The organism is Micromonospora sp. H33 (genome assembly GCF_052068455.1).
Taxonomy (GTDB): Bacteria; Actinomycetota; Actinomycetes; order Mycobacteriales; family Micromonosporaceae; genus Micromonospora.
Genome location: NZ_JBQHDE010000002.1, coordinates 309384 through 330767, shown reverse-complemented (window position 1 = coordinate 330767; position 21384 = coordinate 309384). Strand labels below are relative to the sequence as shown.

21 protein-coding genes and 1 pseudogene are annotated in these 21384 nt (G+C 72.4%); 15 read left to right on the top strand and 7 right to left on the bottom strand.

The window, feature by feature from the left end; genetic code table 11:
• Positions 1 to 42: 42 nt before the first annotated feature.
• On the top strand, positions 43 to 1338 hold the full coding sequence (locus tag ACTMS0_RS07120; RefSeq protein ID WP_441154298.1) for a DUF2314 domain-containing protein: 1296 nt from the start codon (positions 43 to 45) through the stop codon (positions 1336 to 1338).
• A gap of 106 nt (positions 1339 to 1444) precedes the next feature.
• Here ACTMS0_RS07120 and gcvT read toward each other — a convergent pair whose 3' ends face one another.
• Positions 1445 to 2575, bottom strand: a complete 1131-nt coding sequence (gcvT, locus tag ACTMS0_RS07115) for a glycine cleavage system aminomethyltransferase GcvT (protein ID WP_441154297.1) — start codon at positions 2573 to 2575, stop codon at positions 1445 to 1447.
• A gap of 161 nt (positions 2576 to 2736) precedes the next feature.
• On the opposite strand from gcvT, the gene ACTMS0_RS07110 reads away from it, so the two are divergent.
• Positions 2737 to 4296: a leucyl aminopeptidase gene (locus ACTMS0_RS07110; RefSeq protein ID WP_441154296.1), complete on the top strand. Its 1560-nt coding sequence runs from the start codon at positions 2737 to 2739 to the stop codon at positions 4294 to 4296.
• Positions 4297 to 4415: 119 nt separating this feature from the next.
• Here ACTMS0_RS07110 and ACTMS0_RS07105 read toward each other — a convergent pair whose 3' ends face one another.
• Entirely contained in the window at positions 4416 to 4745 is a 330-nt protein-coding gene (locus tag ACTMS0_RS07105; RefSeq protein WP_441154295.1) for a hypothetical protein, read from the bottom strand.
• 180 nt (positions 4746 to 4925) lie between these two features.
• On the opposite strand from ACTMS0_RS07105, the gene lpdA reads away from it, so the two are divergent.
• Both lpdA and sucB read left to right on the top strand, forming a co-directional pair.
• Positions 4926 to 6314 (top strand): dihydrolipoyl dehydrogenase, encoded by a 1389-nt coding sequence (gene lpdA, locus ACTMS0_RS07100; RefSeq protein ID WP_441154294.1) that lies wholly within the window; start codon positions 4926 to 4928, stop codon positions 6312 to 6314.
• 73 nt (positions 6315 to 6387) lie between these two features.
• A complete protein-coding gene (sucB, locus tag ACTMS0_RS07095) occupies positions 6388 to 8223 on the top strand; it encodes a 2-oxoglutarate dehydrogenase, E2 component, dihydrolipoamide succinyltransferase (protein WP_441154293.1) in 1836 nt (611 codons plus the stop codon).
• Between the two features lie 92 nt (positions 8224 to 8315).
• Here sucB and ACTMS0_RS07090 read toward each other — a convergent pair whose 3' ends face one another.
• Positions 8316 to 9263 carry an SDR family NAD(P)-dependent oxidoreductase gene (locus ACTMS0_RS07090; RefSeq protein WP_441154292.1) on the bottom strand — a complete coding sequence of 316 codons (948 nt, stop codon included), beginning with the start codon at positions 9261 to 9263 and terminating at the stop codon, positions 8316 to 8318.
• Between the two features lie 202 nt (positions 9264 to 9465).
• Between ACTMS0_RS07090 and ACTMS0_RS07085 the strand changes: the two genes are divergently transcribed.
• The 3 genes from ACTMS0_RS07085 (at position 9466) to ACTMS0_RS07075 (ending at position 12782) form a co-directional block, all read left to right on the top strand.
• Positions 9466 to 10044: a TetR/AcrR family transcriptional regulator gene (locus ACTMS0_RS07085; RefSeq protein ID WP_441154291.1), complete on the top strand. Its 579-nt coding sequence runs from the start codon at positions 9466 to 9468 to the stop codon at positions 10042 to 10044.
• Between the two features lie 46 nt (positions 10045 to 10090).
• Positions 10091 to 11422, top strand: a complete 1332-nt coding sequence (locus tag ACTMS0_RS07080; RefSeq protein WP_441154290.1) for a low temperature requirement protein A — start codon at positions 10091 to 10093, stop codon at positions 11420 to 11422.
• A 439-nt stretch (positions 11423 to 11861) separates the two neighbouring features.
• Entirely contained in the window at positions 11862 to 12782 is a 921-nt protein-coding gene (locus ACTMS0_RS07075; RefSeq protein ID WP_441154289.1) for a TIGR03621 family F420-dependent LLM class oxidoreductase, read from the top strand.
• A gap of 6 nt (positions 12783 to 12788) precedes the next feature.
• Here the strand turns inward: ACTMS0_RS07075 and ACTMS0_RS07070 are convergent, their stop codons facing one another.
• Together ACTMS0_RS07070 and ACTMS0_RS07065 are read right to left on the bottom strand one after the other, a co-directional pair.
• Positions 12789 to 12971 carry a hypothetical protein gene (locus ACTMS0_RS07070; protein WP_441154288.1) on the bottom strand — a complete coding sequence of 61 codons (183 nt, stop codon included), beginning with the start codon at positions 12969 to 12971 and terminating at the stop codon, positions 12789 to 12791.
• Positions 12972 to 12980: 9 nt separating this feature from the next.
• A complete protein-coding gene (locus tag ACTMS0_RS07065; RefSeq protein WP_441154287.1) occupies positions 12981 to 13214 on the bottom strand; it encodes a GntR family transcriptional regulator in 234 nt (77 codons plus the stop codon).
• Positions 13215 to 13547: 333 nt separating this feature from the next.
• On the opposite strand from ACTMS0_RS07065, the gene ACTMS0_RS07060 reads away from it, so the two are divergent.
• Genes ACTMS0_RS07060 through ACTMS0_RS07040 form a run of 5 tightly spaced genes read left to right on the top strand, consistent with a single transcriptional unit; the run spans position 13548 to position 16521 of the window.
• Positions 13548 to 13934, top strand: a complete 387-nt coding sequence (locus ACTMS0_RS07060; RefSeq protein WP_441154286.1) for a hypothetical protein — start codon at positions 13548 to 13550, stop codon at positions 13932 to 13934.
• A complete protein-coding gene (locus ACTMS0_RS07055; RefSeq protein WP_441154675.1) occupies positions 13907 to 14188 on the top strand; it encodes a hypothetical protein in 282 nt (93 codons plus the stop codon). Before ACTMS0_RS07060 ends, ACTMS0_RS07055 begins: the two co-directional genes overlap by 28 nt.
• 33 nt (positions 14189 to 14221) lie before the next feature.
• Positions 14222 to 14434 carry a type I restriction-modification enzyme R subunit C-terminal domain-containing protein gene (locus ACTMS0_RS07050; RefSeq protein ID WP_441154674.1) on the top strand — a complete coding sequence of 71 codons (213 nt, stop codon included), beginning with the start codon at positions 14222 to 14224 and terminating at the stop codon, positions 14432 to 14434.
• Positions 14435 to 14455: 21 nt separating this feature from the next.
• On the top strand, positions 14456 to 15874 hold the full coding sequence (locus ACTMS0_RS07045) for an AAA family ATPase (RefSeq protein ID WP_441154285.1): 1419 nt from the start codon (positions 14456 to 14458) through the stop codon (positions 15872 to 15874).
• A 20-nt stretch (positions 15875 to 15894) separates the two neighbouring features.
• Positions 15895 to 16521 (top strand): hypothetical protein, encoded by a 627-nt coding sequence (locus ACTMS0_RS07040; RefSeq protein ID WP_441154284.1) that lies wholly within the window; start codon positions 15895 to 15897, stop codon positions 16519 to 16521.
• On the opposite strand, the gene ACTMS0_RS07035 is transcribed toward ACTMS0_RS07040, so the two are convergent.
• Entirely contained in the window at positions 16507 to 16890 is a 384-nt protein-coding gene (locus ACTMS0_RS07035) for a MerR family transcriptional regulator (protein ID WP_441154673.1), read from the bottom strand. The two genes, ACTMS0_RS07040 and ACTMS0_RS07035, sit on opposite strands and share 15 nt — an antisense overlap.
• Between ACTMS0_RS07035 and ACTMS0_RS07030 the strand changes: the two are divergent.
• Together ACTMS0_RS07030 and ACTMS0_RS07025 are read left to right on the top strand one after the other, a co-directional pair.
• Positions 16853 to 17116 (top strand): annotated as a pseudogene (locus ACTMS0_RS07030) (aldo/keto reductase); the annotation flags it as partial. The gene ACTMS0_RS07035 and the pseudogene ACTMS0_RS07030 overlap by 38 nt on opposite strands.
• A gap of 46 nt (positions 17117 to 17162) precedes the next feature.
• Positions 17163 to 18062, top strand: a complete 900-nt coding sequence (locus ACTMS0_RS07025; protein WP_441154283.1) for a TIGR01777 family oxidoreductase — start codon at positions 17163 to 17165, stop codon at positions 18060 to 18062.
• A gap of 52 nt (positions 18063 to 18114) precedes the next feature.
• Here the strand turns inward: ACTMS0_RS07025 and ACTMS0_RS07020 are convergent, their stop codons facing one another.
• Positions 18115 to 19317 carry an extracellular catalytic domain type 1 short-chain-length polyhydroxyalkanoate depolymerase gene (locus ACTMS0_RS07020; RefSeq protein ID WP_441154282.1) on the bottom strand — a complete coding sequence of 401 codons (1203 nt, stop codon included), beginning with the start codon at positions 19315 to 19317 and terminating at the stop codon, positions 18115 to 18117.
• 229 nt (positions 19318 to 19546) lie between these two features.
• Between ACTMS0_RS07020 and ACTMS0_RS07015 the strand changes: the two genes are divergently transcribed.
• Positions 19547 to 21367, top strand: a complete 1821-nt coding sequence (locus ACTMS0_RS07015) for a DUF2079 domain-containing protein (protein WP_441154281.1) — start codon at positions 19547 to 19549, stop codon at positions 21365 to 21367.
• The last annotated feature ends 17 nt before the right edge of the window (positions 21368 to 21384 follow it).

Below are 21384 nucleotides of genomic sequence, written 5' to 3'. Positions count from 1 at the left end.
GTTCGGGGCGACAGCACCGGCGCGGCCACCCCGGGGGACGACATGCTCATCACGGACGACTTCCTGCCCGTACCGGTCCCCGAATCGCTGAGCGCGACGTACCTGGTGCCGATGGCCGGGCTGCCGGCGGTGGGCACGAAGACGGCCGTGGAGCGGCTCGCCGGGCGGCTGGCCGAGCCGGTGTACGGGCTCGCGCGGCAGATGCTGGACAGCCCGCTGATGAGCGTGGACACCCGGCCGATCGGCGAGTTCCCCGAGCTGCCACCGGACCTGCTGACCGCGTTCGGCGCGACGGAGGCGCAGCTGGCCCGGCTGGCGGCGGCGACCCACCTGGTGGTGGTGCAGGCCGAGTACCGGCCGGGTTGGCCGCCGGCACACGAGTGGGCGGCCCGGGCGGTGGCCGCCGCGGTCGCCGACACGGTCGACAGCGACGTGGTGGACGTCTTCGGGCTCCAGTTCCTGGACCCGGCGACCGCGCTGCGGTCGCTGCCGGACGCGCAGGGGCGGATCCGGCTGGTCGACTGGGTGCTGGTGCCGTACTCGTCCGACGCCGAGGGGCTGTGGTTCACCACGAAGGGGCTGCGCCGCTTCGGCCTGCTGGAGCTCCAGACGCAGGGTGTCCCCGACCATCTCACCCGGGCGTGGGGCGCGGTGATGACCGGGGCGGCCCGGCGGCTGCTGCGGGACTGGACCGACGGCCTGGCCGGCGAGGAGGTGCCGGCGTTCGTGCAGCTGCCGGTGCTGGCCACGGTCACCGGGCACGACATCGCGGTGGCGTACGGCAATCCGGAGCAGCACGGGGCGACCGCGCCGGTGCTGCTGCGGCTGGAGCTGGACCCGGCCACCGACCCGGAGGCCGACTCGTTCCTCAGCCTGCGCCCGCCGGCCGGGCACCCCGGGCCGGACGGCCGCTACTTCGCCGCCGCCTGCGCCACGCTGTTCAACGGCATCCAGCCGGACGTGCGGTACGCGCGCCCCGGCGACGCCATGAGCCGGGCGGTCGCCACCGCCCGCGCCTCGCTTGGCGACATCCGGGCACGGTTCCTCGCCGGGCAGCTCCCGCCGGAGACGCAGCTCGTGGTCAAGTACGGGCTGCCGGGCGACGACGGCCCGGAGTACGTGTGGGCCGGGGTGACCTCCTGGGACAACCCCGAACGGATCGAGGGCGCGAGCGCCAGCGACGCCAACACGGACCCGACCGTCCGGATCGGCTCACCGGTGGTGGTGGAGGCGACCGACGTGGTCGACTGGGCGGTCCTCGACGGCACCGGCGTCATCGAGGGCGGCTGGACCCAGGCCGTCCTGGACGCCGGCGAACGCCCCGCCCCACCGGTCTGACCGCCCCACCCCGCGCGCCCGCCCGCCCGGCCGACGTGCCGTTGATCATGAAGTTACAGCTCCGACACGCCGAGGCCGAGCGCTACAACTTCATGATCAACGCGGGTCAGCGGACCGAGGGCTGGACGAACGGGGGGCGGGTCAGGCGCATTCCGGCGCGGCGGCCGCGGATGTCGACCTCGACCTCGGCACCGTCGGCGAGCTTCGGCTCCGTGTCGATGAGGGCCAGGGCGATGCCCTGCTTCCTCGTCGGGCTGAAGGTGCCGCTGGTGACGGTGCCGACCTGCGTGTCGCCCACGTACACGGCCATGCCCGGGCGCGGGATCGCCCGGTCGACGGCCTCCAGGCCGCGCAGCGTCCGCCGGGGGCCGGCGGCCTTCTCCGCGAGCAGCGCCTCCCGGCCCCAGAAGGCCGGCTTGTCCCAGCCCACGGCCCAGCCCGAGCGGGCCTGCACCGGGGTGATGTCCAACGACAGGTCCTGCCCGTGCAGCGGGTAGCCCATCTCGGTGCGCAGCGTGTCCCGCGCCGCCAGGCCGCAGGCCCGCAGCTCGTACGCCTCCCCCGCGGCGAACAGCGCGTCCCACACGGCGACCGCGTCGGCCGCGGGCACGACCAGCTCGTACCCCAGCTCGCCGGTGTAGCCGGTGCGGCAGACGGTCAGCTCGGCACCGCCCAGGGTGGCGGTCGAGAAGCTCATGTACCCGTGCTCGGTGGGCAGGCCCAGGGCGGCGAGCAGCTCCGCCGAGCGCGGGCCCTGCACGGCGAGGACCGCGTACGCGTCGTGCTCGTCGGTGACCGTGACCGACGGCGGCGCGGCGGCGCGCAGGCGGCGTACGACCTCGGCGGTGTTCGCGGCGTTCGGGACGAGGAAGACGTGGTCGTCGCCGTGCAGGTAGGCGATGATGTCGTCAACCACGCCGCCGGTGGCGTCGTCGCAGCACAGCGTGTACTGCGCCTTGCCGGGCCCGACGCGTCCCAGGTCGTTGCTGAGGCAGGCGTTGACGAAGGCCGCCGCGCCCGGCCCGGTGATCCGGGCCTTGCCCAGGTGGGACACGTCGAAGACACCGACCGAGGTACGGACCGCGGTGTGCTCCTTGAGCACGCCGCCCCCGGCGTACTCCAGCGGCATCTCCCACCCGCCGAACGGGGCGAACTTGGCGCCGGCGGCGGTGTGCCGGTCGTGCAGCGGGGAACGGCGCAGCCGGGTCTCAGCGGGGCCGGAGGTCACGTCGGTCATGGGTGGGAACTTACCGGGGCCCTAACGGCTGGTTAGCATCGGCGGGACCCGCCGGACACGTCGGCGGGACAGCCCCGACCTCCGGCGGGTACGGTCCGCCGGAGACCTTCATCGCCGGTACGCGACGTTGCGACCGGCCCGGCCCGCCCGGAGTAGCTTCAGTGACATCGCCCCGCACCACCCTGAGCCTGGTCGACACCGACCCCGCCGAACTCGCCGTCGACGCGATCGTCATCGGCGTGCACAGCCAGACCGGCGAGCCGAACGCCGCCGGAGCCCTGCTGCTGGCCAGCGGCGCGGAGAGCATCGCCGCGGCCTTCGACGGAAAGCTGACCGAGACGCTGGCGCTGCTCGGCACGACCGGCGGCCCCGGCGAGGTGATCAAGCTCGCCACGCTCGGCACGGTCACCGCCCCGGTGGTCGCCGCGGTGGGCCTCGGGCCGGAGCCGACCGGCGCCGCCCCCGCCCCGGAGGCCCTGCGTCGGGCGGCCGGCGCGGCCGTGCGGGCCCTGGCGGGCGCGTCCCGGGTGGCCCTGGCCCTGCCGCTGCCGGACGACACCGACGCGCCGGCCGCGCTGCGCGCCGTCGCCGAGGGTGCCCTGCTGGGCGGGTACCGGTTCGCCGGCTACAAGACCCGCCCGCAGCCCGCCCGCCGCGAGCCGGTGGCCGAGGTGCTGGTGGCGGTGCCGGACGCGGGCGACGCGGCCGCGACAGCCGAGGTGGCCCGGGCGCAGGCGGTGACCGACGCGGTGCGTCGCACCCGGGACTGGGTCAACACCGCCCCGAACGAGCTGCGCCCGCCGGCGTTCGCCGACGCCGTGGCCGCCGCCGCACGCGAGGCCGGCCTGGAGGTCGAGGTGCTCGACGAGACCGCGCTGCGCGAGGGCGGGTACGGCGGCATCGTCGCGGTCGGCCAGGGCTCGGAGGCCCCGCCGCGGCTGGTGCGGATCAGCTACACCCCGGCCGGCGGCGGCAGCGACAAGCGGGTCGCGCTGGTCGGCAAGGGCATCACCTTCGACACCGGCGGCATCTCGATCAAGCCCGCCCAGGGCATGTGGGAGATGAAGTCCGACATGGCCGGCGCCGCCGCGGTGGCCGCCGCCATGCTGGCGATCGCGGCGCTCAAGCCGTCCGTGGCGGTGACCGCGTACCTGCCGATGGCGGAGAACATGCCGTCGGGCACGTCGTACCGGCCGGGTGACGTGATCACCATGTTCGACGGCAAGCGCGTCGAGGTGCTCAACACCGACGCCGAGGGCCGGATGATCCTCGCCGACGCGATCGCCCGGGCCTGCGCCGACGGCTGCGACTACCTCTTCGAGACCTCCACCCTGACCGGCGGCCAGGTCGTCGCGCTGGGCAAGAAGGTGGCCGGCGTGATGGGCACCCCGGAGCTGTGCGACCGGGTGAAGGTCGCCGGCGACGCGGTCGGCGAGCCGGCCTGGCCGATGCCGCTGCCGGACGACGTGCGCAAGGGCATGGACTCCGACGTCGCGGACATCTCCCAGGTCAACGCCGGCATGGACCGGGCGGGTCACATGCTCCAGGGCGGGGTGTTCCTGCGCGAGTTCGTCAGCGGGGACGTGTCGTGGGCGCACATCGACATCGCCGGCCCGAGCTACCACTCGGGTGAGGCGACCGGCTACTGGACCAAGGGCGGCACCGGCGTCCCGGTCCGCACGCTCCTGCACCTGATCGAGGACGTCGCCGCCAACGGCTGACGCGCCTCGCGCGCCGCGGCGCCCGCCGCGCCCAGGATCCGCGCACGTTCAGTGAAAGAGTGGCCATTCCGCGCGGGATGGCCACTCTTTCCGTGAAAGAGGCGCTCCGCGGGCGGTGCTCAGAACAGCTCGGGGCGGCGCTTGCGGCGCTCGTTGTAGTCGCGCATCCGCTGCGGGTAGCCCATCAGGCGGACGTCGTAGACCGGGATGCCCAGCCGATGGGCGAAGCGGCGGGCGCCGTCGGGGCCGTCGATCCGGCGGCGGGTCCACTCGCCGTCGTCGGCGATCAGCATGACGGTGGTCTCGGTGACCGTGGTCCGGGGCTCGATGAACGCCTCGACACCGCGCCGGGTGCGGACGAAGCCCTCAAGATGCTCCAGATCGGCACGGTCGGCCGCCCGGTCGAGACTGACCGGACGCGCCTTCTTCCGTCGTCGGAACAGTCCCACCCGCCGTCTCCCCCAACCCGCGTCATCGAAGCCCGTGCCAAGCGTACGTGTCGACGACGTGTCGTTGGGCACCTCGCTACGCGGGCGGAGCGCGGTGGTGACAAGATGACCGAGGTGGGGTGTGTCCGCATTACCCTGCCGTGACCCCCCGAATGCAGCGACGCGACCTGGGAGTTGGACGTGAGCGAGCCGAACCAGACCTTCGACATCGTCATCCTCGGAGGTGGCAGCGGCGGCTACGCGACGGCGCTGCGCGCCGCCCAGTTGGGCCTCTCCGTCGCGCTGGTCGAGAAGGGCAAGCTCGGCGGCACCTGCCTGCACAACGGCTGCATCCCCACCAAGGCGCTGCTGCACGCGGCGGAGATCGCCGACCAGACCCGCGAGTCGGAGCAGTTCGGCGTCAAGGCGGAGCTGGTCGGCATCGACATGGCGGCGGTCAACGCGTACAAGGACGGGGTCGTCTCCCGGCTGTACAAGGGCCTCCAGGGCCTGGTGGGCGGCGCGAAGAACATCACCTTCGTGGCCGGCGCCGGCAAGCTGGTCGCGCCGAACGCCGTCGAGGTCGACGGCGAGCGCTACACCGGCCGCAACATCGTCCTGGCCTCCGGTTCGTACGCGAAGAGCCTGCCCGGCCTGGACATCGACGGTGAGCGGGTCATCACGAGCGACCACGCCCTGGTCCTGGACCGCGTCCCGTCGTCGGCGATCGTGCTCGGCGGCGGCGTCATCGGCGTCGAGTTCGCCAGCGTGTGGAAGTCCTTCGGCGTGGACGTCACGATCATCGAGGCCCTGCCCCGGCTGGTCGCCGCCGAGGACGAGGAGTCGTCGAAGGCGCTGGAGCGGGCCTTCCGCAAGCGGAAGATCAACTTCAAGGTCGGCAAGCCGTTCGAGAAGGTCGAGAAGACCGACAGCGGCGTCAAGGTGACCATCGCCGGCGGCGAGACCGTCGAGGCCGAGCTGCTGCTGGTCGCCGTCGGCCGCGGCCCGAACACCGCCAACCTCGGGTACGAGGAGCAGGGCGTGAAGATGGACCGCGGCTACGTGCTGACCGACGAGCGGCTGCGCACGAACGTGCCGAACGTCTACGCGGTCGGCGACATCGTGCCCGGCCTCCAGCTCGCGCACCGGGGCTTCCAGCAGGGCATCTTCGTCGCCGAGGAGATCGCCGGGCAGACCCCGGCCGTGATCGACGAGGCCGGCATCCCCCGGGTCACCTACTCCGACCCGGAGCTGGCGTCGGTGGGCGTGACCGAGGCGAAGGCCAAGGAGCAGTACGGCGCCGACAAGGTCAAGACCTACAACTACAACCTGGGTGGCAACGGCAAGAGCCAGATCCTCAAGACCGCCGGCTTCGTGAAGCTGGTGCGGGTCGAGGACGGGCCGGTCGTCGGCGTGCACATGGTCGGCGCCCGGGTCGGTGAGCTGATCGGCGAGGCCCAGCTCATCTACAACTGGGAGGCGTACCCGGCCGAGGTGGCGCAGCTCGTGCACGCCCACCCGACGCAGACCGAGGCCCTGGGCGAGGCGCACCTGGCCCTCGCCGGCAAGCCGCTGCACGCGCACGCCTGAGACAGAGTCGACACCGCGGCGTCCGGCGGCAGACGGGCGAGATCGCACCAGGGGAATGAAGGAGTCGTAAGAGATGCCGGTATCGGTCACCATGCCCCGGCTCGGCGAGAGCGTCACCGAGGGCACCGTCACGCGCTGGCTCAAGCAGGAGGGTGACACCGTCGAGGTCGACGAGCCCCTGCTCGAGGTGTCGACCGACAAGGTCGACACCGAGATCCCGTCGCCCGCGGCCGGCGTGCTGACCCGGATCGTGGTCGGCGAGGACGAGACCGCCGAGGTCGGCAGCGAGCTGGCCGTGATCGACGGTGAGGGCGGCGCCGCCGGCGGCGGGGCCGCCGCCCCGCAGGCCGCGCCGGCACCCGAGCCGACCGCCGCTGCCGAGGGCACCGGCCCGGAGCCGGAGGCGCCCGCCCCGGCCCCGCAGCGGCCGGAGCCGCAGGCCGCCCCCGCGCCGTCGGGCGAGGGCACCCCGGTCACCATGCCGGCCCTCGGCGAGAGCGTCACCGAGGGTACGGTGACCCGCTGGCTCAAGCAGGTCGGCGACACCGTCGAGGTGGACGAGCCGCTGCTGGAGGTCTCCACCGACAAGGTCGACACCGAGATCCCGTCGCCGGTCGCCGGCACCGTCCTCGAGATCAAGGTGGCTGAGGACGAGACCGCCGAGGTCGGCGCGACCCTGGCGATCGTCGGCGCTGCCGGTGCCGCCCCGGCCGAGGCGAAGCCCGAGCCGAAGCCCGAGCCGAAGGCGGAGGCCCCCGCGCCGAAGCCCGAGCCGAAGCCCGAGCCGAAGCCGGAGCCGAAGCCCGAGCCGCAGGTCACCGAGCCGACCCCGGGCATGTCGTACAACGAGCCGGCCGCCGAGGCCGAGGTCGCCGCCCAGCCGGCGAAGGCCGAGCAGGCCGCGATTCCGCCGTCCCCCGCGCCGCAGCAGCGCCCGTCGGCGCCGGCCGCCGGCGCCGGTGAAGAGGCCGCCGGGTACGTGACCCCGCTGGTCCGCAAGCTCGCCGGCGAGCACGGCGTGGACCTGTCCTCGGTCAACGGCACCGGCGTGGGTGGCCGGATCCGCAAGCAGGACGTGCTGGAGGCGGCCGAGAGGGCCCGCGCGGCCAAGGCCGCTCCGGCCCCGGCCGCCCAGCCCGCCGCCGCGGCACCGGCGAAGCCGGCCGCCAAGCCGACGCCGAGTGCCAAGCGCGGCACCACCGAGAAGCTGCCTCGGATCCGCGCGGCCATCGCCAAGCGGATGCACGAGTCGCTGCACGAGATGGCGCAGCTCACCACGGTCATCGAGGTGGACGTCACCAAGATCGCCCGGCTGCGGGCGCAGGCGAAGGACTCCTTCCAGCAGCGGCACGGCGTGAAGCTGTCCTTCCTGCCGTTCTTCGCCCTCGCCGCCGTCGAGGCGCTCCAGACGTACCCGATCGTCAACGCCCGGATGGACCTGGCGGCCGGGACGATCACCTACCCGGACGCGGAGCACCTCGGCATCGCCGTGGACACCGAGCGCGGGCTCCTGGTGCCGGTCATCCACAACGCCGGCGACCTCAACCTCGGTGGCATCGCCAAGCGGGTCGCCGACCTGGCCGAGCGCACCCGGACCAACAAGATCAGCCCGGACGAGATCGCCGGTGCGACCTTCACGCTGACCAACACCGGCAGCCGGGGCGCCCTCTTCGACACCCCGATCGTGCCGTCGCCGCAGTCGGCGATGCTCGGCACGGGTGCCGTGGTCAAGCGTCCGGTCGTGGTCAACGACCCGGAGCTGGGCGAGGTCGTCGCCATCCGCCAGATGGTCTACCTGGCCCTGTCGTACGACCACCGGCTCATCGACGGCGCGGACGCCGCCCGCTTCCTGGGCACGGTCAAGGAGCGGCTGGAGGCCGGCAACTTCGAGGCCGAGCTGGGCCTGTAGGGCCGAGTTCCACGCCGAAGGGCTCCCCGGGTGACCGGGGAGCCCTTCGGCGTTCCGGGCGGCCCGTGCGACGGCGGCGTGCAGCCGTCGGGTCAGCCGCGCAGGGTCTCCTCGGAGACCTCCCACAGCCGCTGCGCGGCCTCCGGGTCCAGCGCGTACGGCGCGTACCCGGTGCGGGTGCCCGGCTGGTTCGGGCCGGCCTCCTGGCAGTCCTCGAAGTAGCGCCCACCCACGCCGTCGAGGAGCGGCGAGGTGGCCACCAGCACGGACGTGGCGGCACCCTGCTCGACCGTCTTCCAGGCCGGCGCCGCCGACCCGCCGCTGGCGGCGCGCAAACGGGCCAGATCCTCCTCGCTGACGTAGCGCTGAAGGTTGGTGCGGATCGCGCCGGGCATCAGCGCGTTGGTGAGGATGCCGTCGTCCGCCCAGCGCCGGGTCGCCTCGACCGCGAAGAGCACGTTCGCGGTCTTGGACTGCCCGTACGCCGCCCACGGCTCGTAGGGCCGCTCGCGGAAGTGGATGTCCTCGAAGACGACCGGCGAGCGCAGGTGCGCGGCCGAGCTGACCGAGACCACGCGGGCTCCCCCGGCCGCCGCGAGGGCGCGGTGCAGGCCGGTGGCCAGCGCGAAGTGGCCGAGGTGGTTGGTCGCGAACTGCATCTCCCAACCCTGCGGCGTCCGCATCTCGGGCGAGGCCATGATGCCGGCGTTGTTGACCAGGATGTGCAGCGGACCGTCCCAGGTCGCCACGAAAGCGGCGACGGAGCCCTGGTCGGCCAGGTCGAGCGGGGCGACCAGGATCCGGTCGTTGCCGGTCGTGGCGGTGATGTCGTCGGCGGCCCGCCGCCCCTGGTCGGGGTTGCGGACGGCGAGGGTGACGTCGGCGCCGGCGGACGCCAGCGCCCGGGCGGTCTCCACGCCGATGCCGGATCCCCCGCCGGTGACGACTGCCCGGCGGCCGGTGAGGTCGATGCCCTGGATCACCTCGAGGGCGGTGGACTCTGCGGTGAACGGCGTGCTGACAGGTGTGCTGGTGGTCATGATCCGTCCTTGTCAGAGGTGGCACGGCGGAACCCGGTCCGGCCGCTACCATCGAAAACGGAGGCTCCTCCGCTACGGGATCCAGCGTAACCGGAGGGCCCTCCGCTTGCCAACCGACCTGCTCCCGGCCGGTGTCGTGCCGACGCCCCGGCGTACCGTCGCGGGACGGGCCGCCGGAGCCCGCCGAGTGCCAGGAGGAGACGTGCCCGACCCCGCCCCCCGACCGCTGCGCGCCGACGCGCAGCGCAACCGCGAGCGGCTGCTGGACGCGGCGGTACGGGCGTTTTCCCAGGCCGGGGCCGACGTAACGCTGGACGCCATCGCCAAGGACGCCGGGGTCGGCATCGGCACCCTCTACCGGCACTTCCCCACCCGCGAGGCGCTGGTCGAGGCGGCCTACCGCAACGAGTTGGCCAAGCTCTGCGACGCGGCGGAGGAACTGCTGGAGCGGTTGCCGCCGGCCGACGCCACCCGCGCCTGGATGGACCGGTTCATCGACTACCTGTCCACCAAGCGGGGCATGGCCGACGCGCTCCGGCTGGTGATCGCCGCGGGCACCAACCCGTACGCGCAGAGCCGCGACCGCCTGGTCGCCGCCCTGACCCGGCTGCTCTCCGCGGGCGCGGCGGCCGGCACGGTCCGCGCCGACGTCGACCCGGCCGACGTGCTCGCCGGCCTGAGCGGCGTCTCCCTCGCCGCCGGCGGCCCCGAGCAGCGCGACCAGGCCCGGCGGCTGTTGGACCTCCTCATGGACGGCCTGCGCTACCGCCCCGCCGGCTGAGCCGATTCCGGCCCGGCCGATCCCCGGCCGCTGAGAGAGTGGTCGGGTGGGCGGGAAGGGGTGGCGGGGCCGGCTCGGGCCGGCTGTCGCGATCGCCCCGGGCGCCCGGGTGGACAAGTTCGAGGTCTTCTTCGACCTGGTCTTCGTCTTCTCGTTCTTCATCATCACCCGGGCCACCGCCGCCAACATCACCGGCCGCACGCTGCTGCACGCGTTGCTCGTGCTGGCCGTGCTCTGGTGGTGCTGGGTCGTCCACAGCGTGGTCGCCACCCGGGTCCGCCTCGGGCTCGGCTTCGTACCGGTGCTGATGGTCATCGGGATGGCCGCGCTCTTCTGCTTCGCGCTGGCCCTCCCGCAGGCCTTCGGCGACCCGCGCGAGGGCGCGGCCGGGCCGGTGGTGGTGGCGATCAGCTACATCGTGATCCGGGCCGTGCACTTCCTACTCTTCTGGCACGTCGTACGCGACAGCCCGAACGAACGGCGGCAACTGGTCCGGTTCTCCCCCGAACTCGTCTTCAGCACCCTGCTGCTGGTGGCCGCCGCCATGGCCCCGTCCGTGATCGACGATCCGGACGCGGCCGTGTTAGCCCGGGACGGGCTGTGGCTGACCCTGGTGCTGCTCCAGTACGCGACCGGCATCCTCGTCGGCACCTGGGGCTGGAACGTCACCTCGGCCGAGCACTGGACCGAACGCTACGACCTCATCCTGATCATCGCCCTGGGCGAGTCGGTCATCTCCGTCGGCGTGGGCAGCAACCTGCTCGGCCAGCCACCGACCTGGCCCGCGGTGGCGGCGGCCGTGCTCGGCATCTTCTTCACCGCCGCCCTCTGGTGGGCCCACTACGACATGATCGGGCCCGCCGCCCGCATCGCCCTGCACGCCGCCAAGGACGGCCCGCGGGTCGCGATGGCCCGCGACGCGTACGCCTACCTCTACCTGCCGATGATCGCCGGGATCATCCTGTTCGCCCTCGGGGCCGAGGGGATCGTGCACGAGATCGCCGACCCCAAGGTGCCGATCACGCAGCCGGCGCAGGGTCCCGACGTACCGCTGCTGTTCGGTGGGGTCATCTGCTACCTGGCGTCGAACATGCTGTTCCAGCTGCGTACGCTGCACACCCTGTCCTGGACCCGGGTCGGCGCGGTGGTGGCGCTGACGGTGAGCATCCCGATCGCCTCCCACCTACCCGGCCTGGCCGCAGTCACCCTGCTCACCGCCATCTGCGTCGGCTTGATCGCGACCGAAGTGGTGCTCTTCTCCGCGGCCCGCGAGGCCCTGAACGCCGCCGTCTTCGAGGAGCGCGCCACCCACGAGGCCCACGAGGCCGCCTGGCGCGCCCGCTGGCACGAACCCGCCCCCGAAGACCCGTCAACCTAAGACGAACCGCCTAATCTGAAAGAGTGGGCCCCGAAATCACAGAGGATGAGCTGCGCCGCGAAGTGAATGCCGTTCTGCAGTACGTCGAGCGCGGTTGCTCCTTCACGATCGTCCGTGCTGGCAAACCGATCGCGCGGCTCGTCCCCACGACCAGGCTCGCTGCCCGCCGAGCAGACGTACTCGTTGCCTTTGCTACCTGCCAGCCGATCGACTCGGACGGATTCCGAGCCGACATCGACTCCGCAGTCGACCAGAACCCGTGGTAGCTCACCTATCCGCTCACGCTCACCGGAGCCTCATGATCGGATGACGATCAGCCGGTCGACACGCCGCGCCGAAACCGGCTCACCATCATCCGATCAACGAGCACCGTCTGCCGTTGGCAGAATCAGGCCGCTCGGGGTCGCCCGGCCGGGTCGCCACGCGGCAGGCTGGCGCGATGACGACGTTCAGTCTCCAGGCCTCCCCGACCGACGCCGCCGACTGGCTCACCCTCGCCCGCAGGGCGGAGGTCGCCGGCTACGACGCCCTGCTCGCGGCCGACCATCCCGGGGCGGTGGCGTCGCCGTTCGTCGCTCTGGCCGCCGCAGCGGCGGTGACCACGACGCTGGGACTCGGCACCAACGTCTCGAACGCCGGTGTCCGCGAGCCGGCACTGCTCGCCTCGGATGTCGCGACACTCGACGTGATCTCCGGTGGCCGGGCTCGGCTCGGTCTCGGCGCCGGCCACACCCCGGCGGAGTGGCGCGCCGTCGGACGCGAGCGCCCCGACGTCGCCGGCCGGGTCCGCCGCTGCATCGCCGTCACCGAGGCCGTCCGCGCGCTGCTCGACGGCGAGGAGGTCACCGTCGACACCCCGGGCCTGGTGATGCGAGCGGCCCGCCTGGAGAAGCCCCGGCCGGTGCAGGCGCGGATCCCCCTGACCATCGGCACCGCCAACTCCCGGCTGCTGCGCTGGGCGGGAGCGCACGCCGACGTGGTCGGTCTCGCCGGGCTCGGTCGTACCAAACCGGACGGCTACCGGCACGAGGTGCGCTGGCGGGAGACCGAGATCGAGGCGCAACTCGCCGAGGTCGCGTCCGGTGCGGCAGGCCGGGACACGCCGCCGGAGTTGGAGGCGCTGGTGCAGCAGGTCGTGGTCACCGACGACGCGGAGGCCGCCGCCGCATCGATGGCGGACGACACCGGCCTGAGCGTGCCCGAGTTGCTGGCCACCCCGTTCGTGCTCATCGGCACCGAGGACGAGATCGTCGCGGCGGTCGCCGAACACCAGCGTCGCTGGGGCATCACCCGTTTCGTGGTACGCCGCGACGCACTCGACCCGCTCACCCCGCTCCTCGCCCGCCTCCGGGCTGCGTGACGACCGTCAGCGACACACCCAACCCGGGAAGCGGCGGACCTGACCGTCGCCACGGTCGACGCACAGCTCGCGCCGCTTCCAGTCGACCCAGTACGTCTGGCCCGCCTCCACCAGCAGTGGCCGGTCCAGGTGGAACCACCGGTCGATCGTCGTGACGAGCGTTCGTCGCGCGGCGGTCACCTTCTCCACCGGCGGGCCCTACCCCTCAGGGCCGGAGTGCTCGGCGACGAAGACGCCCACGCCGTGCACACCCTCGACAAGGCCTTGCATCTGTAGGACGAGGATCGCCTGACGCACGACACCAGCCGACACACCGTGCTGCTCCCTGAGCTGAGCGGTGGACGGCAGTTTGTCGCCTGGGGCGAGTTCTCCGGACGCAATCTGCTCGCGGATGAGCTCCGCCAGCTGCGCCCACTTTGGTTTGGCGGGCATGGTGACTCCCTGGTCTGCACCCGCCATCTGATCACAAGAAACTTGTCAGTACAAGTACAAAGTAGTCCGTTGACTTTGACAGACTAGTCTGACAAAGTTCCCATCGATCGGCTCCCTGGTCTGCAACCGGGGCTGGTCACTCCGTGAAACGCGCCCGGCCGGCCGCCAATCCCCCGGAGGTCGGTCGGGTGCCACACCCTGCCCGGCACCGCTCGTCGGGCAGCACCAGCAGGCCCGGGGCGGGTGCCGGGCTCCAGCCGTCATGCGCGGACCCGACCGTGCGTCGACGGCTGCCCCCGCCCGCCCCGGCGCCGCGACCGGAGAGGAGACGGCGTGCGCTCACCCCTCCCCCAGCCGCCCGGTCCAGTGCGCGCGGCGCACGGCGGTCCGGCTGTCCGCGTACTCCAGCTGAGGTGGCGGCGGGGCGAGCCGCCGGTGCCGCTCGGGCCTCGGCACCGGCGGACCTGGCGGGGGTTACGGCGTTGGTGCTCGTGCGGCCTGCGCTGGACCGCGTGCCCGGACCGGCACGCGCCCACCCCGACCGAGCCGCCCACGCCGCCCTGGAACACCCGCTGGCGCGCGCCCACCCCGACCGAGCCGCCGACCCCGCCGCAGAACACCCGCTGGCGCGACGAGCCGACGCGGGCATACCCCCAGGTCGGGCGGGTCGGGCGGCTGACGCCCGCACAGACCTGGCGGGCCAACGGCGGACGCTGGTGACCGCCCGCCCGCACACGCCGTTGCGTCCGCTGTGGCTGTGCCGGGCGTGCGCCGCGCCGTGGCCGTGCGGGTCAGCGCGGGTGGGGCTGCTGCGGGAGTACGCGCACGACCGCGTGGCACTGCTGATCTACCTCGGCGGGCTACTGCACGACGCGGCCGGGCAACTCCACACGCTCAACCCGCACGACGGCCCGGACCCGACGCAGCTCTTCGACCGCTTCCTCGGCTGGGCGTTCATCCGTCGCTCAACCTGATGTGCGCGATGCCGGCCTTACTCTGGGCGCACCCTGAGCAAGAACCTGATCCACTTCATCAACATGATCATCCGGCACCTGACGCAGAATGGGGCGATGGAGATCGACGGGCTCTACGAGTCGCCGTTCACCGAGATCGCCCCGCACGGCCCGGACGCGCTCTTCGCCTCGGACGACATGGACCGCATCGTCTCCATCCTCAAGGCCGTGCGCGCCACCGCCGCGCCGGCACACGAGGTCGCGTAGGGCCGGGACTAAGCTCAGCTCATGCTCACCCGGCTGCAAGTGCAGGGATTCAAGAACCTGCTCGACGTCGACGTCGAGTTCGGTCCCTTCACTTGCATCGCCGGCGCGAACGGGATGGGTAAATCGAACGTCTTCGACGCGATCGAGTTCCTGTCGTACCTCGCTACCGATCCCCTCTCTGAAGCCTCACAGCGCGTCCGCAGCGCGGCCGGCAACAGGGGCGGTGACCCGCGGGATCTGTTCTGGGACGGGTATCGCAGCGACCGGCATCAGATGACCCTCTCAGCGGAGATGATCGTACCCAGCGAGGTGGAGGACGAGCTGGGTGAACGCGTGCAGTCGACCGCGACCCACCTGCGCTACGAGGTGACACTTCGGTACGAGGCAGGGCGCGGTGATCACGGCCTGGGTCGGCTGCAACTGGTTCGGGAGGATCTACGGCAGGTCGACGACAGTCCGGCGTCCCTGCGCTTTCCCGCCGCGGCGGATTTCCTGAATGCGGTCATCACCAGGGCGGAACCGGGACGCCTCTTCCTCTCGACGCAGCGGCAGACGGAAGACGGCTTGGTCGTGGACGTTCACGCCGAACAGAAGCGTGGAAGCATGAAGCGGTCACGAGTCGCGAAGGGTTCCAGTCGCACCGTGCTGAGCACCATGACCACCGCCGACTACCCGACCGTCCTCGCCGCTCGCCGGGAAATGCAGAGCTGGCGCCGCCTGGCCCTGGAGCCCTCCGCACTCCGCGCGCCGGACGGCACCGTCAGCCCCGAAATCCTGGCGCCGGATGGCCGTTACCTCCCCAGCACGCTCTACCGCATCGCACACGGCCCGGATTGGTCCGCCGCTGCTGAACCCGAGCGGGTGTATGCGGCGGTGGCCGGCCGGCTCTCCGACCTGTCCGGGGTAGCCGTCGAGGACCTGGAAGTCGAGTACGACGAGGCGCGGGAGTTGTTCACCCTCTTCCTCCGGGAACGCGGAGGGCTGCGGCTCCCCGCCCGGGCCCTGTCCGAGGGAACCCTGCGCTTCTTGGCGCTCTGCGTCCTGCTGGAGGATTCGCAGTTCACGGGCCTGATCTGCATGGAGGAGCCGGAGAACGGAATCCACCCCGCGAACCTTCCCGCCATGGTGCAGCTCGTCCGGGACCTGGCCGTCGACCCCGGCCACCCACCCGGCGACGACAACCCTTTCCGCCAGGTCATCATCAACACCCACTCCCCCGGAGTGGTGCAGCTCTGCGATCCGGCGGACCTGCTGCTGGCCGAGACGAGGCTGCGCCCCGTTCCTCATGGTGACGCAGGCCGTACCCTCGCTCTTCTTCCCTTTCGCAACTCCTGGCGCGCCAGGCCGGGAACGCCGACGTTCTCCCATGCGGACGTCGTTCCCTATCTCGCCGAGCCTCCGGAGGCCCGCCTCCGTCTTCCCTCGGACCTCACGACATGAGCGATCGGTCCTATTCGGGAGTGTTCATCGCCGAGGGCACGTCCGACGAGCCGCTGTCGAGACACGTCGAGTGGTTGTTCCTCGGTCGCGGCATCTCGGTGAGCCTGACCCCGCCTGACTTCTCTCGGCTCCCGAAGGTCGCCAAGGACGTCGGATCGCGGGTCGGGGCGGCCCTGACGCTCACCGGCGGGCCGGTCGACCTCATCGTGGTGCACCGGGACGCCGACAATGCGGGACGGCTGAGCCGGCATCGGGAGATCGAGGCAGCGGCACGGCCGCTCGCCGGCTCCGCCGAACTGGTCCCCGTCATCCCCGTGCGAATGACCGAGGCCTGGCTGCTGCTTGACGAGGCGGCCATCCGGCAGGTCGCCGGCAATCCACGCGGACGGACGCGCCTCAGCCTGCCGAGGCGGCACGAGGTGGAGTCGAAGCCCGATCCGAAGGAAATTCTCCGGGAATGCCTCCTCACGGCCGCCGACGTTACCGGCCGTCGTCGAGAAGCCGCGGCCAAGCGGTTCAACCAGCATCGCCGTCAGCTGTTGGAACGCCTCGATCCCACTGGCCCGGTAACCGAACTCGACTCGTGGCGTCATCTCGTCTCCGACGTCGACGAGGTTGTCAAGCGGTGGCAGTCAGCCGGCGTCTGACCTTCGCACCGACGACCTCACGTAGAAGCGGATCTTCTCCCGCAGGTGGTCGTACTGGCGCTGAAGCAGGCGCATCTGCTCCTCGACCCGCTCGGCGTGCCGCTCCAGCAGGGCCTGCCGCTCGCCGGCGGTGTGCTCGCCCTCGCGCGCCAGCTCGGCGTACCGGCACATCTCCGCGATCGGCATGCCGGTGTCGCGCAGGCAGCGGAACAGCGTCAGCCAGCCCAGGTCGTCGTCGGTGAAGACGCGCCGCCCGCCGGACGTGCGCCCGACGCCGCTGAGCAGGCCGATCTTCTCGTAGTACCGCAGCGTGTCCAGACTGAAGCCGCTGCGGCCGACGCCCCGGTGGGCGGAGCGCGTCGCGCAGATCCGCGCGGCGTTGACGGCCGACGGCCGCACCCTGGCGCAGGGCGCGCTGGGCTGGCTGCTCGCCCGCAGCCCCCGGACGGTCCCGATCCCGGGCTGCCGGACCGTCGCCCAGGCCGAGGAGAATCTCGGCACGCTCGCCCTCGGGCCGTTGCCGGCCGACGCGGTCGCCGAGGTCGAACGCCTCCTGGCCGATCTCCGTCCGGCACCGGCCGATTTCCGGGTGTGACCGGCTCAACGCATCGGGATCGTCACCCGTATCCGAAGATATGAGCATGCGGATCCTGATGGCCGGCGCGTCCGGCTTCCTCGGCACCCGGCTGGTCGACCTGCTCACCGCCGACGGTCACGAGGTGACCCGGCTGGTCCGCCGGCCGCCGCGCACCGCCGACGAGCGGCAGTGGAACCCGTCGGCGGCCCAGCTCGACCCGGCCGTGGTGGCGGCGGCCGACGCGGTGGTCAACCTGGCCGGCGCCGGGGTCGGCGACCGGCGGTGGAACGACGAGTACAAGCGGATCATCCGGTCCAGCCGGGTGGACACCACCACCACGCTGGCGATCACCATCGCCGGGCTGCCCGCCGCCGACCGCCCACAGGTGATGTTGAATTCGTCGGCGGTGGGCTGGTACGGCGACACCGGCGACCGCGCGGTCGAGGAGGACGCGCCGGCCGGGGAGGGCTTCCTCGCCGACGTCTGCCGGGTGTGGGAGGCGGCGACGCGGCCGGCCGAGGACGCCGACGTACGGGTGGTGCGCATGCGCATCGGCCTGCCGCTGCACCGCGACGGCGGGATGCTCAAGCCGCAACTGCTCCCGATGCGGCTCGGCATCTCCGGCAAGCTCGGCGGCGGCCGGCAGTGGTGGCCCTGGATCTCGATGGAGGACTGGCTGCGCGCCGCACTGTTCCTGCTGGACTCCGACGACGTCGCCGGTCCGGTCAACATGGTAGGGCCGGCGCCGGTGACGAACGCGGAGTTCACCCGGGAACTGGCCCGCCAGCTGCACCGGCCGGCGTTCATGCCGATCCCGGCGCTGGCGTTGAAGGTCGTCCTGGGCGGCTTCGCCGTGGAGGCGCTGAGCAGCAGCCGCGTTCTGCCCAGCGTGCTGACCAAGGCCGGCTTCACCTACCGCCACCCCGACCTGCGCAGCGCCCTGCACGCCGCGCTTGAGGAGTAAGGAAGGGCCCCTGTTAACGCCTGGCGTTGTACAGGGGGCCCCTCTTAACCGGTCAGCAGCCGATCACCCAGTAGTTGGGGCCGGTCTGCTTCAAGGTGGTCGTGTAGAAGGTGTTGTAGAGGCCCATGTTCTGGTTCGAGCCGTTGGCGTAGGCGTACCCCCCGGACTGGTAGGCGCGACCGGCCGTGACGTGCGCGTAGTTGCTCGCCGTGACGCAGGTCGGGCTGGTCGTCGGGCTCGGCGTCGGCGAGGCGGTCGGCGTCGGGGTGGGGTTGGTGCCTCCGCCGTTGAGGCCGAAGAAGAGCGCGTCGTGGTACGTCGAGCAGATGGTGTCCAGGAAGTACGCGGCGGCGGTGCCGCACTGGTCCGCGGCGGTACCGGGGTCGACCGGGGTGCCGTGGCCCATGCCGGAGACCCGCTGGACCCGGACGTCGTTGTTGCCGTACACCTCCCGGCTGGTGTTGGCGGGCAGCGACGCGGTGCTGGTCGGGGTCTGCGACACGCCGCGCACGTTGGTCCACTGGTCCCGCAGTTCGGTGGCGTTCGCCGGCACCACCGTGGTGTCGGAGGTGCCGTGCCAGATGGAGACCCGCGGGTACGGCCCGGAGTAGCCCGGGTACGCGTTCCGGACCAGGTCACCCCAGGCGGCCGGGGTCTTGTCGACGCCGCTGTACTGGCACGTGTTGGTCGAGGCCGGCGGCGAGCAGCGGTACGGCAGGCCGGCGATGACCGAGCCGGCGCGGAAGACGTCCGGGTACGTGGCGAGCATGACCGCGGTCATCGCCCCGCCGGCGGAGAGGCCGCTGATGAAGACCCGGCCCGGGTCGGTGCCGTAGTTGTTCTTGGCGTAGTCGACCATCTGCTTGATCGACAGCGGCTCGCCGGAGCCTCGTCGGATGTCGCCCTCGACGAACCAGTTGAAGCAGCTCAGCGACTGGTTCGCGCTGGACTGCTGCGGCACGATCAGGGAGAACTTCCACTGGTCGGCGTACTTGCGCCAGCCGGAGTTGGCGAAGTAGCCGCTGGCGTTCTGGGTGCAGCCGTGCAGCAGCACCACGGCCGGTGCGCCGGACGGCAGGTTGTCGGGCCGGTACGCGTACATGGCGAGGTTGCCGGGGTTGGACCCGAAGCCGGTCACCTGCTGGAGGCTGGCGGCCTGGGCGGGGGCGGCGACGACGACGGCCGCCGTGGCGGCCAGGACGAGCCCGGCGGCGGCGCCGGCCAGCCGGGCGAGGAGGGACGGGTTGCGGTGCACGGGAGCCTCCTGAGGGGGTGTGAACTGGGTCACCCGCGAATTGCCGCGACGTTACGCCCGCGTGTCGAAGTTGTGACATGGGTCACCCTCACACATTCACCACCGTGGACGTGTGTGCGCCCGCGGTGGGTGATTGGAGGGGGCCCTTGTACAACGCGAGGCGTTAACAGGGGGCCCTTCCTTGCAGGTCCGACCGGCGTGTCCGGGTCCGGTTGGTAACGTCCGCTGCGTGCCGATCTCCCCGTCCCTGGCGCCCGCGCCGGTCCCGCCGGTCCGGGTCGTCCGCGACCGTCGGGCCGACCTGGTCGTCGCCCTCCTCGCGCTCGCCCTGGCCGTGTGGGTGACCAGTGGCCTGTGGCGGGACCCGAACGGCCGGGCCATCACGGTGAACTCCAGCGACCAGGCGCTGTTCGAGTGGCTGTTGGCCTTCGGCGGGCACGCCCTCACGCACGGGCAGAACCCGCTCTTCACCTACCTGATCAACGTCCCGGACGGGGTCAACCTCGCGGTCAACACCTCGATCACCGTGTACGCGGCGGTCTTCGCACCGGTGACGTACCTGATCGGACCGCCGGCGACCTTCCTGGTGATCCTCACGCTCAACCTCGCCGCCACCGCGCTGGCCTGGTACTGGCTGCTCAACCGGCAGTTCGGCCGCAGCCCGCTCGCCGCCGGCCTCGGCGGGTTGTTCATCGGCTTCGCCCCCGGCATGGTCGCGCACGCCAACGCCCACCTGAACTGGACCGCCGGCTGGCTGGTGCCGCTGCTGGTCTGGCGGACCTTCGCGCTGCGCCGCCCCGAGCACCGGATCCGCAACGGGGTGATCCTCGGCGTGCTGGTCGCGGTGGCGTTCTCCATCGCGGCCGAGGGGCTCTTCTTCACCGCCCTCGCCCTCGGCCTCTTCCTCGTCGTCCGGGCGCTGCACCCGGCCGGCCGTGCCGAGGCCCGGACGGCGCTGCCCGGCTTCCTCGGCGGCCTCGGCGTGACGGCACTGGTGGCCGGTGTGCTGCTCGCGTACCCGCTGTGGCTGCACTTCGCCGGCCCGCAGCGCTTCCACGGCACGGGCTTCGACGCGGTGATCCACTCCGAGGACGTCGCCTCGTACGTGGCGTACCCCAGCCGTTCGCTCGCCGGTGAGGCCGGGCTGCGTACCGACCTCGCGCCGAACCCGACCGAGGAGAACTCGTTCTTCGGCCTTCCGCTGCTGCTGCTCACCGTCGCCGCCGTCGTGCTGCTGTGGCGCCGTGCCGAGGCGCCCCGCCGGGCCACCCTCTGGGCGCTCGGCGCGGTGGCGGTCGCCTTCACGGTGCTGTCGTTCGGCCCGGTGGCCAAGGTCGACGGCCGCCGCAGCGACCTGCCGATGCCCTTCGACCTGGTGGGCCACCTTCCGGTCGTGAACGCCGCGTTGCCGGCCCGGCTGGCGCTGGTGGTGGCGCCGGTGATCGGCGTGCTGCTCGCGTACGCGGTCGACGCGCTGCGCGCCGAGCCGCCACGGTCCCGGCCGGCCCGCGCGGGGTGGCTGGCGGCGTTCGCCGTGGCTCTGGTGCCGCTGCTGCCCGTCCCGCTGCTGACGGTGGAGCGGGAACCGATCCCCCGGTTCTTCACCTCCGGCACGTGGCGGGAGTACGTGTCGCCCGGCGGGGTGCTCACGCCCGTGCCGCTGACCCTCGACGTCTACCCGGACGGGCAACGCTGGCAGGCGTACGCGCTCTCCCACCGGCAGGGCGAGTTCGCCATCCCGTCCGGGTTCTTCCTCGGCCCCGGCGGGCCGGACGGGCGCGGCCGGATCGGCCCCCCGCCCCGGCTGCTGAGCACCCTGCTGGACCAGGCCGCCCGGTTCGGGGCGGTGCCGATCGTCACCGAGGGGACGATCAAGGAGGTCCAGGCCGACCTCCGGCACTGGCGGATCGAGGCGGTGGTGCTGCCCGACCAGGTGCACGGGGCGAAGTGGGCGGTCGACCAGGACGCGGTACGCCGCGCCGCGACCGCACTGTTCGGCGAGCCGGAACGCGTCGAGGACGTCTGGGTCTGGCGGATCCGGCAGGAGTGACCCGGTGAGCCGGCTCA

Coding starts and splice junctions, on each gene's coding strand:
- ACTMS0_RS07090 (WP_441154292.1), bottom strand. CDS start 9,263: ATGACCACCAGCACACCTGTCAGCACGCCGTTCACCGCAGAGTCCACC.
- ACTMS0_RS07075 (WP_441154289.1), top strand. CDS start 11,862: ATGACGACGTTCAGTCTCCAGGCCTCCCCGACCGACGCCGCCGACTGG.
- ACTMS0_RS07120 (WP_441154298.1), top strand. CDS start 43: ATGCTCATCACGGACGACTTCCTGCCCGTACCGGTCCCCGAATCGCTG.
- gcvT (WP_441154297.1), bottom strand. CDS start 2,575: ATGACCGACGTGACCTCCGGCCCCGCTGAGACCCGGCTGCGCCGTTCC.
- ACTMS0_RS07025 (WP_441154283.1), top strand. CDS start 17,163: ATGCGGATCCTGATGGCCGGCGCGTCCGGCTTCCTCGGCACCCGGCTG.
- sucB (WP_441154293.1), top strand. CDS start 6,388: ATGCCGGTATCGGTCACCATGCCCCGGCTCGGCGAGAGCGTCACCGAG.
- ACTMS0_RS07065 (WP_441154287.1), bottom strand. CDS start 13,214: ATGCCCGCCAAACCAAAGTGGGCGCAGCTGGCGGAGCTCATCCGCGAG.
- ACTMS0_RS07045 (WP_441154285.1), top strand. CDS start 14,456: ATGCTCACCCGGCTGCAAGTGCAGGGATTCAAGAACCTGCTCGACGTC.